Source organism: Alkalibacterium putridalgicola (assembly GCF_040959045.1).
GTDB lineage: Bacteria > Bacillota > Bacilli > Lactobacillales > Carnobacteriaceae_A > Alkalibacterium > Alkalibacterium putridalgicola.
On the sequence record NZ_CP162615.1, the window covers coordinates 1,852,595 to 1,865,033 of the forward strand.

Genomic DNA, 12,439 nt, shown 5'->3' on the forward strand with positions numbered 1-12,439 from the left:
TTTCATCATACCTTTTTATCTCTATTGATGATAAAATAGTATAAAAAGGAGAATAATTATGCAATGCCCCAACTGTCAGTCAACTGAGAGCGGCTTATCGTTTAAATTGCCGCGACACTTGCAAGATATAATCATCCGAGATTTCATTCACCATAACTCCTCCTACACCTGGAATAAAAATATCTTACATACTACTGAACCAGCCAGCAATGATTTAGTGGATTTTTTAAGAGAAATGAACCTCGATTCCAAGGTTTTCTTCAAAGCACCTTACAAAGACTGGTTGTCTCTGGACCGCTTCGACGAATACCGTCATTCTTCTTGGCTTGATGATCTTATAGAATCTAAAAATATTCAGATGTATTTCCAGCCGATCATTGCTAGTAATGGCAAAATCTACGCTTATGAAATGCTGGCGAGATTTTTTGACGATGAGGGGACGATCATTTATCCGGATAAAGTCTTCCCTGCCGCAAAATTGCGGGGCCGGACTTTCGCACTCGACCGTCTGTGCCGGATGCAGGGAGTCAGACAGGTCAAGCGATTGTACGACCATCAAAAAGCCTTTATCAATTTCATCCCCACGGCCATTTATGAGCCAGAGTATTGTTTGAGAACAACGACTGCCCTAGCAGAAAGTTTGTCTATCGAGAGTAGTCGTTTCATTTTTGAAGTCGTTGAGACTGAGAAAGTCGATGATGTAGAACACTTGAAATCCATACTGACATACTATCGGAACAATGGATTTAACTATGCTCTTGATGATGTGGGATCAGGCTATAATACCCTTGGGTTACTTGACGAGTTAAAGCCTCCTTATATAAAACTCGATATGACTGTTACTCAAGGTGTGAGTCGCTCTACAAAAAAACAGGCTATAGCCAGTGCATTTTTAAGTACTGCCAAAAAGTACGGTGCCTTGTGTTTAGCTGAAGGCATTGAAGATATAAAGGACTTTAAGTGGCTGAAAGAAAAAGGTTATGATTTATTTCAGGGCTATTTATTCGGAAAGCCTCTTCCAGATCCGCTCGAAGAAAAGGTCATTGATTTAAATCAGTTCTAACAGCAAAAAGACTCAGTTCCGAAACGGAAAGACAGGCATATGGGTAAACCTGAAAGAAATGATCCAATCCTCAATGAGACAATTTCAGACTGTCCAATAAATGATTACAAAAAAGACCCAACCTGAGAAATCCTTCCGCAGGTTGGGGGTTTTTTACTTGTTCAATACAAAGATGATTGTTAAAACCGTGATCAGTGCCGCTGCAGGGAGACTGATTCTAAATAACAGATGTTTGGTTTTATGCCTGAACAAGACCATACCGCACCATGCCCCGAGCCCCCCGAAGGCAAATGAAAAAACTAGAAGTTTCTTCTCAGGAATACGATACTTTCTTTTTATCGCGCGCTGCTTATCGACATAGAACAGAGCAAGGGTAAATAGATTCACTGCCCCTATCGCTGCAAGCAGGAGTGATTGGAATAAAGTAAGGTCTAAAATGAACGTTCACCTATCTTTCTTATACAGGTTTGTAAGTGTCGAGATAATCAATAGTCACTGGACTATGCTTTTCAAGATATGCTTTCATGCTCTCAATTGCATGCCTGTTAAATCTTTCTTTATTGCTGCCGAAATCATCGCCAACGCCTTGTTTCGTAATGTAGGCGACCTTATATGTTTCGGTCTTTTTGACCGGCTCATCCCCTACATATAGAGCCTGGATACGATGCCCTTTTGGATTCTCGATCTTTATATAAACTTTCAATCCTAAAGAACGTTTGACGAAACCACCCATCTGCTCATAGGGATCAGAGGCAAATGAACGTTCCAGATTCTGTTCGATCATATCAAGTAGTTCTTGTCCGGTTAGATCAGCCGTCATGATAGGCGGATCCATAGGTGTGATATTATACAAATCGTTCATCGTTACTGGTCCCGGAACGATCGGGGCTCCATATCGCCAGCCATTAGAAAAGGCCATCTGAGCTCCTGTACTTTCTTTTATCGCGGATAAAAGAAAGTTATCCATCGTCGATTCAAGCATCGTTGCACGATTCAAAGCTGATTTTGTTTCTCCGACAACGGCAGCGAGCTCATCTTTGTATGGAGAGAGGGACTGTTCAATAATTTTCGAAATTTTTGGATCGGGCTCGATGTCTTCGGACACTTCGATCAGCTGATGACTGAAATCCGTGATCCGTCCGTCCGTTACCTCCAAGTCCAGCTGACCGAGGAATGAGCCATGACAGCCTGACTGGATCACTATCGTGTCGTTTTCAATAACTGGTTCAAAAAGGCGGTTATGCGTATGACCGCTCAGGCATACATCGATCCCCTCAATTTCATTGACTAGCTTGATATCCTGAGGAAAGCCCAGATGAGAGAGCAGCACGATCAGGTCAGCTTTTTTATTTTCTTTAAGGTCACGAATGATTTCAGTCAGTTCATCTTTACCTAGTGTGAACCTGAGCCCTTTGCTGAAAGAATCAGGCATGGTCTTGTCAACGATGTTGGACGCAATACCAATGATACCAACGCTCAAGTCACCATATTCCTTTACAATGCTTGCCGGGAAGAGACGCTTATCGTCGTCCAGTTTGTACACATTGTCGGCGAGCATGGGAACCTTCAGTTTCTTTGATTTTTCGATAAGCGTTTCCGGGCCGTGACCAAATTCCCAATGCAGTGTCATCGCATCGATGCCCAGTTCATTTAAAACTGGGATGACAGCTTCACCTTCCGACCGTACTGCCGGCATCGTTCCATTCAGTGTGTCTCCGTTATCACAAAAAAGAACATCGTTGGAATTTTCTCGTATTTCTTTTAAAAGAGTAGCAATTCGGGCATAACCGCCTGCTTTACGGTAAACAAACTGATCATTTTCAAAAAACCATTCCGGATGCAAGTCAAAATAAGCATGAGTATCGTTCATTTGAACGATCGTTAGATTTTTAGTGTTGGTAGACATGAAATTCCCTCCATATAGGTTAGTGGTACATATCAGATGTTTTCGATTAAATCTATTATATAGGGAATATTCAGCCTAGACTATTAACTTGCTCGTTCTCTCTTTTTAGAATCCTTTTTAAAGGAAATCGATATAAAACTTATACCTCTTGAAGTTACTGATCTTCTTCATCTATATACTCAAGGATATCTCCCGGCTGACACTCAAGAACCTGACAGATTTTATTGAGTGTTGAGAACCGTATTGCTTTTGCCTTTCCCGTTTTTAAAATGGAAATATTTGAAAGTGTGATACCCACTTCTTCTGAGAGTTCTGTGACACTCATCTTTCGTTTTGCCAGCATAACATCTAAGTTTACTTGTATAGCCATAGGAACCCCCTCATATCGTTAACTCGTTGTCTCTTTTTATATCTAAAGCATTTTCCAGTAGTTTTTCCAGAACTGCTGCAAAAACAGCGATGACTGCCGGTGCTGAAACAAACGTGAGCCCAATCAGAATAACTCCAGGTGCATCGTCCACTTCACCTACAATGAAGTAGAGTGGAAAGCTCAATACATGAACAGCAGCAATGGAAAAGGCGTAACGCTTGATTTTTCTCAATGCATCGACTGATTTATCTGAAAAGGCTTCATTGTGGTCAATATAATTCAGCAGTTTAAATGATTGAAATAAAGCCGCTGCGAATGGGAAAATACTGAGTGATAATGCTGCAAGAATGCCATACAGTACGATCGCCATCTGCATACTGCTCTCTGCCGCATCACGGATGATTGCCGGAAAACCGAAAACTATAATAGCTAAGACCGGTAACATAATAAATATGACAGCAATCTTTAATACCCATGTTTCTTTCTTCATATACATACACTCCTATTTAAGTCATTTCCTTCATTTTATCTCTATATTTATCGAATATCAATAAATAATTGTTGAACTTAAATAAAAGTTAATGAATGTTAAACGATAAATAAATCGTTCACAGGAGAAAATCATACTACGTCCTCTAAATTTATCAAAGTCGGCGCATCGATAAGTCACAAAAAAGCGGATCCAGGTCTCCCCGGCATCCGCTTTTTAAGCTATCAAGATATATACTCAGATCATACTTATTCTGTATCCGGCTCATCCATGTTGATTCTATCCCTTGTTCTTTCATAAGACCCTCTCATACGTTCTTTGTAGCTTTCAGACATGTTTGAGTCCTCCAGCGCAGATTCAATCGGAAGGATACGATACGTATACGGTGCGCTTCCTGTATCACTGTGACGGTAGACCCAGGTCGGTATAAAGTCTACACTTTCGATCGTTGTTTCCCCAGTCTGTTCATTTTTCTGAATATCAACATTTACAATAGTTCCGTCTTCTGTCGGCTCCATTCCTTCGCCCAGTGTTTCTCTACGCTGATTGGATACAAAGTTCCCCAGCGAATAAGTGACAAAGGCTTCGTTGCCATCGACTTCAATGAATTCTGCTTCATGGACCACATGCGGGTGACTGCCGAAAATAATATCTACACCTTCACGAGCCAGAATTTCAGCATTGGTTGTCTGTATTGAATTGGGATCTCGGGAATATTCACTGCCCCAGTGCATATAAGCTACAATGATATCCGGATCATGTGTTTTGACATTCTCAATATCAGCAACCATTTGCGCTTCATCTATCGTATTGACCATTGCGTCGACTTCTTCAGCAGAATACTGAGAATCAAGTCCATTCAAATGTTCTGTATAGCCGATTATTGCTACCTTGATTCCTTCAACATCTTTGATCAAATAACGTTCATCCGGGTCAGGAGGGGAACTGAATGTACCTATGGCATCCATTCCTTTTTCTTCGATCACTTCAGCCGTTCGTCTCAAGCCTTCTGCCCGTGTATCCAGACTGTGATTATTCGCTGTGACGATCGTGTCGAAACCGGCATATAAAAGAGCATCAGCCAGTGCATCCGGTGCATTGAATAGAGGATAGCCGCTGTACTCTCTAGAATCTCCTGCCAGCGTCGTTTCCAGATTAGCCAGTGCCAGATCCGCTTCTTCGATAAACGGCTTGATATCTTCAAAAACCGAGTTGAAGTTATAGACACCTTCCGGGTTATTTTTTGCCGCGATCAACTGATTGCCGTGAGCCATGACGTCACCTACGGCGGAAATCTGGATATCGATGAATGTTTCCTCAGGTTCTTCGGGCTCCTGGGCCGTTGCATCCCCTTCGTCTGTTTCATCATTTTCGCCATTTTCACTTGTCTGATCGTCACCGGAATTCTCCGGTGTTTCTTCGACTTCTTCTGTGGTCTCGGCTGTATTCTCGTTAGTTTCAAACGGATTGGCATAAATAAAAATACCAGCCCCAAGGAGGACAATGATCAGACCAACGATGGCCAGTATGATGCCCGTGCGTTTACTGCTTCTTCTATTATTGGATCTCAATGTCTAACCCCCTCTCAACTAAGTATTCTTCATAGGTCAGGCCGCTTGCATAGACATCAGTGGCCAGTTCTTCCCCCAAATAGCGCAGATGCCAGGGTTCATAAACATAACCAGTGATATCAGATTTTCCTTTCGGGTATCTTATGATGAAGCCATATTCATGTGCATTCTCTTTTACCCATTTGCCTTCTTCTGTTTCACCGAAATCTGATGTGATCTGCAGGTTCACACTTTCACTGGTGACATCCATGACCAGTCCCGTTTGGTGTTCACTCTCTCCAGCTCTGGCACTGTATTTGTTTGCGGCTTCCTCTCCATGATTGGATGCATAATTTCGAAACAGCTGGACCTGAGTATTATAAGAGCGATAACCTGATCGTGCATGAAGGATCACTCCTTCTTCTTCAGCCGCATCAAACATTTCTTTCAATGCATCTGCGGCAGCTTCTCTCATCTGCTTGATTTCTGGATTCGGCAGGACAGTAGGTACTTCAACTGTCACCAAGTTTTCTGGTACATAATCTTCAGGCAGGCTATATTTCTTATTCACCAGTACTGCTAAACTGTCAGGGTTCAGAATGTCCTCTTCTAGATCAAGTTTAGGTCCCTCGTTCTCTGAAACGTCTGTCTGCTCTTCTTCATCCTTGTTCGCTTTACCTGTATCCCCTGAATCAGTTTCGTTCGTTTCTTCGACATCTTCCTCTGTTTCGGGATTGCCGTTATCTTCATTTGATGGGTTTTCTGTTTCGTCATTACTTTCTTCAGGCTGATTTTCCTTCTCATCTGATAATGTATCCTCAGATTGGTCGACCTCTGCCTGACCCGGTTCATTAGCTGGATCCTCTTCAGTCTGAGCACATGCTCCAAGTATCATCAGGGTCATGAGCGTCCCTGTCGTCAATAACCATTTCTTCATAAGCATTTATTAATCTCCTTTGAATAATCTTCCCAAGTCAAATATCATCTATATTTTAACACATTTTTATCATTTCTGTTTAATTTCAACAAATTTATCATTGTTCTCTTAATTTCCAAGCTAGACTTTCAAGTATCCCCTAAAACCTCTCGAGCTGTAGTAAGAGTCTGCCCCGTTATGATATACGAACACAGTATCGTATCGGCGATCACAGAACAGCGCACCGCCCAGTGCTCTTATTTTCTCAGGTGTCTTGATCCAGCTCGATGTTTTATTATCGCATTCTTCAAGCTGCTGAAGATATCTGTACTGAGTTTCATCCAGAAGTTCTATCCCCAATTTCTCTGCCATTTTTAATGCACTTGTTTCTGGCGGGAATTTTTTTCTGGCTTTCAATGCAGCATCATCATAACATACTTTGCTGCGACCCTTAGGCGATTCTTTGGAACAATCAAAAAAAAGCAGTTCTCCAGATGATTCATCCCTTCCTACAACATCAGGTTCCCCCTTTGTCTGTTCCATAGCCTGAAGTATCACTAGCGCACTGTCGTTATTTTCCAATCTGTTTATAACCTCATCCCACATTATATCCTCATGTCTGTACATATGATCTTTAAACCGTTTTTCCAATGTAGATAGAAGTGTCTGTTTAGCTTCAGTTTCCAGGTTATTCTTCCTGATTTTATTTTCAGTCATCATATTCCCCTCTAGTGATCATATTTTAACTCCATACATCAAGATGGTGGACTGGTAAACGAGCCCATTCATTTCATTGTTCCAGCTGTTGTTTTATTTATATAAAAATCCTGTGAGCAATGGATCGATCCTATTATTAACTAAATACAGTTTACCATTTTCTATGGATCATTGACTATAGAGATACGTTACTATGTATGGGAAAGTTTGAATCTCTGCAAAGATTATGCTTATAAAAAGTCTGTGATTTCAAAAAGAACGGACACTATTCAAAGTAATAGTGTCCGTTCTTTTTGAAATCTATTTATTATTTATAAACACGAAAACGATCTTCATCAGCCATATATTCTTTTTCTCCAGGTTCTTCTTGAGGAGAACCAAATACCAGCTGAGCGCGCAGTTTCCAGTTTTCAGGAATATTCCATTCTTGTGCTACTTTATCATCGATCACGGGATTATAATGCTGCAGACTTGCTCCAATCTCATATTGAGCCAAAGCTGTCCATACATTCGTCTGAGTCAAGCCACTTGACTGATCTGACCAGATCGGAAAATTATCTGCATATAGTTCAAACTGATCCTGCAAATGTTTGACAACGTCCTGATCTTCAAAAAACAAGATCGTCCCTTTACCAGCTGCAAAGCTCTGCAGTTTAGCTTGAGTGTTTGGAAAAGCGGCTTCCGGAGTAAGCGGCTTGAGTAATTCCTCTGTAAAGTCCCATAGTTTTTTATGTGCATCATCAAAAAGAATCACAACACGTTGAGTTTGAGAATTGAATGATGTTGGGCTTTCTCTAACCACTTCTTTGACTAATGATACAAGTTCATCTTCAGAAAGGGGGACTTCATTTCCTAAAGAATAAATCGAACGGCGCGCCTTTAGTGCATCTACAAAACTAGACAAATAACATTCTCCTTTATATTTCTGTAATTTTTATCACTTACTATCATAACACTTATTTAATGTTAGTAAAAGTATTTCTCTTTTTAGTTTAAAACTTTAAAACCCTTGAAGAAAAAAACGGGCCCATTGTGGTACGATACGTCGATGCACTAGTCTTTAATATTCTCTTTTACCACTTTAAGTCTAGTGAACTCTTCCCGTTCTTTTTCTTCCAAAGCATTCTCAATTGATTTTTTTGCAGATTTTAGTTTCGGGATAGAAATGTTTTCCAGTGCATTTGCTCGTTTTTGAGTTTTTTTAATATTATTCGCCAGTCGGTAGGCTGAATTTTCAATGACTGAAAGTTTAATAGTTAATTCTTTCACCTTTTCAAACGCAATCCGTGCCTCATCTAGAGAAGAACTGGTACTGTAAAAAGCATATGCCGGTTTTGTTTTCTGTCTGTCAAATTCGACTAATGGTATTTCTGTGCCCATAATACTTCGCACTTTCATGCGAATCGAACGTTCTACAGGGACAGTAGCGGCGATTTCCTGAACATAGTGAATCCCTGATTCTATATTTGCTCGTTCAAGAGCGGCATAGGCTTCACGGAAAGTTTCATCTATCTTTTTTTGCACCTCGTTTGCTTCATCCACAAGAGACATTATTTCGTTTACAAGGATCACTCGTTTGCGGTCCATCAAACTATACCCCTGGTTGGATAATTCAAGGGTTTTTGAAATCTGCATCAGGTTTCCTCGTGTAGGGGTCGTTTCCTCTGCCATTTCAATCACCTTCCCTTATTGAAATAGTTATCCAGCATTCCGGTATCAATACGATTCAATTCATTCCGTGGCAATATATGAAGTAGATCCCAGGCAAGATCCAAGGTTTCAATAATTGTACGATCCTCGTCGTCTTCTTGACCAATGAAGTGGTTCTCAAATCTTTCTCCAAACTTCAGGTACTTTTTATCCGTCTCTGAAAGTTCATCTTCTCCTATAACAGACGCCAAAGAACGGGCATCATTTACTTTTGAATACGAAGCAAACAGCTGATCGGCCACTGACTGATGGTCTTCACGCGTATAATTTTCTCCTATCCCGCCTTTCATTAATCGTGATAGGGAGGGCAGGATATTGATAGGCGGATAAATCGACTTCCCTTCCAGCGACCTATCCAGAACGATTTGGCCTTCAGTGATGTACCCAGTTAAATCGGGGATAGGATGAGTGATGTCATCATTAGGCATGGTCAAAATCGGTATCTGTGTAACGGATCCCGGCTTGCCGGCTACAATCCCGGCACGTTCGTACAGAGAAGCCAAGTCACTATAGAGATACCCAGGATAACCTTTTCTTGAAGGGATTTCCTGTTTGGAAGAAGAGACTTCCCGCAAAGCCTCACAGTAAGATGTCATATCTGTTAAAATAACCAGAATATGCATCCCCTGATCATATGCCAGGAATTCTGCAGCTGTAAGAGCAACTTTCGGTGTTATAAGACGCTCTACGACCGGATCATCAGCCAAATTCAGAAACATAGTCACATGGTCTATAACTCCGCTTTCTTCAAAAGTACGACGGAAAAAATCAGCCACATCATGTTTGACTCCCATTGCAGCAAAAACGATGCCGAACTCTTCATCATTAGCTTTACCTAAATTGGCCTGACGTACAATTTGTGCAGCCAGTTTATCATGGGGTAATCCATTTCCAGAAAAAATAGGTAATTTTTGGCCTCTTATCAGCGTAGTCAAAGCATCAATGGCTGAAAGACCGGTTTGGATGAAGTTTCGTGGATATTCACGTCTAACTGGGTTTAAAGGGTTTCCGTTCACATCCCTTTTACTCACATAATTCAACTCTCCCAATCCGTCTATTGGACGTCCTATCCCATCAAACGTCCGTCCGAGCATTTCCGGTGCCAGCGGCAGTTCCATTGACCGTCCTGTTAGTTTTGTATGTGTATTTTCCAGGGACATATTAGTCGTAGACTCAAACACCTGAATAATGGCTTTATCTTCGTACACTTCAATGATACGTCCCAATTTATGTTCTGTTCTTTGAACCGAAAACTCAACGATTTCATCATATGCAGCATCCTGCACACCTTCCAGCACAACAAGAGGGCCGTTAATTGAGTCGAGTCCTAAATATTCAATTGACATATGATCCCTCCTTAGGCATTTATATCCATGATTTTTGTATAAAAATCATCGATATCCTTCTTGTACTTATCGAACAAATCCAGCTTATCATTAGGTACATCGTATTTGATAGCAATGATTCGTGAAAAAATATCCTCTCTTAAGAGCAGAGACATCGGCATTCCCATTGAAATCAACGTTTTACAGCGTTTCCGTAAGTACAGTATGATTTCCATCATTTTTTCCTGTTTCAGTAAGGGAACAGAGGTATCTTCCGGATGAAAAGCATTTTGCTGCAGGAATCCCAGACGGATCACTCGTCCAATTTCGATCGTCAGTTTCTGATCATCAGGTAATACATCACTCCCGATCAATTTAACGACATCCATCAACGTACTTTCCTGATGGAGGATTTCAACGATCTGACGACGATTATCCACAAAGTCGGAGGAAACATTGTCCCGATACCAGGCAGATAGATCGCCTACATATTCACTGTAACTATCGAGCCAGTTAACAGCAGGGTAATGGCGCTCATGTGCCAATGCCTTATCCAGTCCCCAGAAACAACGGACGAACCGCTTGGTGTTTTGTGTCACGGGCTCTGAGAAATCCCCTCCTTGAGGGGAAACAGCTCCGATAATGGAAACAGATCCTTCTGTCTCGTTCAGATTAAGCATTAATCCTGCCCGTTCATAAAAAGTCGCGATCCGGCTTGCCAGATAAGCAGGAAAGCCTTCCTCGGCCGGCATTTCTTCCAGGCGACCGGACAGTTCCCTTAAGGCTTCTGCCCATCTGGATGTTGAATCTGCCATGATGGCGACATCATATCCCATATCTCTGTAATACTCTGCCAGTGTCGTCCCTGTATAGATCGAAGCTTCTCGTGCCGCAACCGGCATGTTTGACGTATTTGCTATAAGAGAAGTTCTTTCCATTAGTGAATTCCCGGACTTTGGATCAATCAATTCTGAAAAATCCTCCAGTACTTCTGTCATTTCGTTTCCTCGCTCACCGCAGCCGATATAAATAATGATGTCGGCATCTGAGTATTTAGCGATCTGGTGCTGCATCATCGTTTTACCTGTCCCGAATCCACCCGGAATAGCTGCCGTTCCACCTTTAGCTATAGGAAAGAGAGAATCCACCACTCTTTGTCCAGTGACAAGAGGAATAGAACTTTCATACCTGCTCCTGGTTGGTCGTGGATTTCGGATCGGCCATTCCTGCGCCAATTTAACCTCCACGACTGAATCATCCAGCTGCTGGATTTTTACGATCGGGTCTGTAATAGTATAGTCTCCATCTGCAGCGACCTCAACGACTCTACCTTCTATATTCGGTGGGACCATAGACTTATGGAGAATCGTTTTTGTTTCTGGTACTTCTGCTATAATCGTGCCACCAATAACTTCCTGACCGACTTCAACAGTCACATGTACCGGCCACTTTCTTTCTGTATCAAGGAGCTGTACATTGGCCCCCCGGCGAATATATTCGTCGGATTGTTCTGCTATTTTCTTTAAAGGTCTTTCTATACCGTCAAAAATATTATTCAAAATACCTGGACCCAAAGTTACACTCACTGGTTTACCAGTAGAAAAAACCGGTTCTCCAGGTTTCATGCCGGAAGTTTCCTCGTAAACCTGAATAGTCGTGCGCTCATTCGTCAAGGCAATGACTTCACCGATCAGTTTTTCTGTCCCCACAAATACTTTCTCAGACATCTGAAAAAGCGTTCGTCCTTTGACATAAACTATAGGTCCGTTAATTCCATATATCGTACCTAACTGTTTCACTTAGCATTCTCCTCCTCTGCTTTATCAAAAGAGAAGTTCGCCTTTTCTTCTTCGAATCTCTTAAGGAATGAATTGTCGATCAATAATTTTCGCGACTGAATGACCCCTCTACTGCCACCGATAAATGGACGTTCAGAAAGAGTAATATCATGATCAAGATGTTTTTCCAGCATATTTTTCTTGTCTGAATCCACCGAATCGATATATAAGGTGATGTCTTCTCCTTTGGCGAGATTCAGAGCCTCCTGCAGCTGCTTTTTTAAAAGTTCAATATAGTCATTTGTCTGCATGAATTCACTCACGCGTTCCTTAGCCAATACAAACACTTCTTCTTTTAGCTGCTGCTGTTTTTTATGCAGGTCTCTTTGCTGTTGTAACTGCAGCTGGGCAAGATGTTTATTGCTCTCTTTTCTTAAATTATCTTTTTCTGCATCCAATTCGATTGCAGCCTTATTCCTCTGCTCGGCTTTATGATCTTCCAGAGCTTCCTTTAAAGTATCTTCAAAGGACTCCAGCTGATCCGTAACTTTCTCATCAGCAGTTTTTAGAGTCATTTCTCGAAAAAAGTCGATTTTTTCTTCTATATCCATCTT

At 41.5% G+C, this 12,439-nt stretch carries 13 protein-coding genes; 1 reads left to right on the top strand and 12 read right to left on the bottom strand.

Annotation, left to right across the window (positions count from 1 at the left end):
- Positions 1-58: 58 nt before the first annotated feature.
- The gene (locus AB4027_RS08860; RefSeq protein WP_368645050.1) at positions 59-1,063 is read left to right on the top strand and encodes an EAL domain-containing protein; all 1,005 of its coding nucleotides are present in this window, start codon (positions 59-61) and stop codon (positions 1,061-1,063) included.
- A 153-nt stretch (positions 1,064-1,216) separates the two neighbouring features.
- On the opposite strand, the gene AB4027_RS08865 is transcribed toward AB4027_RS08860, so the two are convergent.
- The 12 genes from AB4027_RS08865 to AB4027_RS08920 all read right to left on the bottom strand — a co-directional run bounded on the left by AB4027_RS08865 (position 1,217) and on the right by AB4027_RS08920 (position 12,436).
- A complete protein-coding gene (locus AB4027_RS08865; protein ID WP_368645051.1) occupies positions 1,217-1,450 on the bottom strand; it encodes a DUF1294 domain-containing protein in 234 nt (77 codons plus the stop codon).
- Positions 1,451-1,520: 70 nt separating this feature from the next.
- Positions 1,521-2,969 (bottom strand): bifunctional UDP-sugar hydrolase/5'-nucleotidase, encoded by a 1,449-nt coding sequence (locus AB4027_RS08870; protein ID WP_368645052.1) that lies wholly within the window; start codon positions 2,967-2,969, stop codon positions 1,521-1,523.
- A gap of 154 nt (positions 2,970-3,123) precedes the next feature.
- A complete protein-coding gene (locus AB4027_RS08875; RefSeq protein WP_091488004.1) occupies positions 3,124-3,339 on the bottom strand; it encodes a helix-turn-helix transcriptional regulator in 216 nt (71 codons plus the stop codon).
- A 10-nt stretch (positions 3,340-3,349) separates the two neighbouring features.
- Positions 3,350-3,829 (bottom strand): DUF2975 domain-containing protein, encoded by a 480-nt coding sequence (locus AB4027_RS08880; protein ID WP_368645053.1) that lies wholly within the window; start codon positions 3,827-3,829, stop codon positions 3,350-3,352.
- A 248-nt stretch (positions 3,830-4,077) separates the two neighbouring features.
- Positions 4,078-5,400 (bottom strand): CapA family protein, encoded by a 1,323-nt coding sequence (locus AB4027_RS08885; RefSeq protein ID WP_368645054.1) that lies wholly within the window; start codon positions 5,398-5,400, stop codon positions 4,078-4,080.
- A complete protein-coding gene (locus AB4027_RS08890; protein ID WP_368645055.1) occupies positions 5,387-6,322 on the bottom strand; it encodes a D-alanyl-D-alanine carboxypeptidase family protein in 936 nt (311 codons plus the stop codon). The genes AB4027_RS08885 and AB4027_RS08890 overlap by 14 nt, the downstream gene beginning before the upstream one ends.
- Positions 6,323-6,436: 114 nt before the next feature.
- Positions 6,437-7,012, bottom strand: a complete 576-nt coding sequence (locus AB4027_RS08895; RefSeq protein ID WP_368645056.1) for a DUF4256 domain-containing protein — start codon at positions 7,010-7,012, stop codon at positions 6,437-6,439.
- 307 nt (positions 7,013-7,319) lie between these two features.
- Positions 7,320-7,916, bottom strand: coding sequence for a nitroreductase family protein (locus AB4027_RS08900; protein ID WP_091488000.1), 597 nt, complete (start codon positions 7,914-7,916; stop codon positions 7,320-7,322).
- A 149-nt stretch (positions 7,917-8,065) separates the two neighbouring features.
- A complete protein-coding gene (locus AB4027_RS08905) occupies positions 8,066-8,683 on the bottom strand; it encodes a V-type ATP synthase subunit D (protein ID WP_091487999.1) in 618 nt (205 codons plus the stop codon).
- A gap of 5 nt (positions 8,684-8,688) precedes the next feature.
- A complete protein-coding gene (locus tag AB4027_RS08910; protein ID WP_091487998.1) occupies positions 8,689-10,068 on the bottom strand; it encodes a V-type ATP synthase subunit B in 1,380 nt (459 codons plus the stop codon).
- A gap of 11 nt (positions 10,069-10,079) precedes the next feature.
- Positions 10,080-11,846: a V-type ATP synthase subunit A gene (locus tag AB4027_RS08915; protein WP_368645057.1), complete on the bottom strand. Its 1,767-nt coding sequence runs from the start codon at positions 11,844-11,846 to the stop codon at positions 10,080-10,082.
- Positions 11,843-12,436, bottom strand: coding sequence for a hypothetical protein (locus AB4027_RS08920; RefSeq protein WP_368645058.1), 594 nt, complete (start codon positions 12,434-12,436; stop codon positions 11,843-11,845). Before AB4027_RS08920 ends, AB4027_RS08915 begins: the two co-directional genes overlap by 4 nt.
- Positions 12,437-12,439 lie beyond the last annotated feature (3 nt).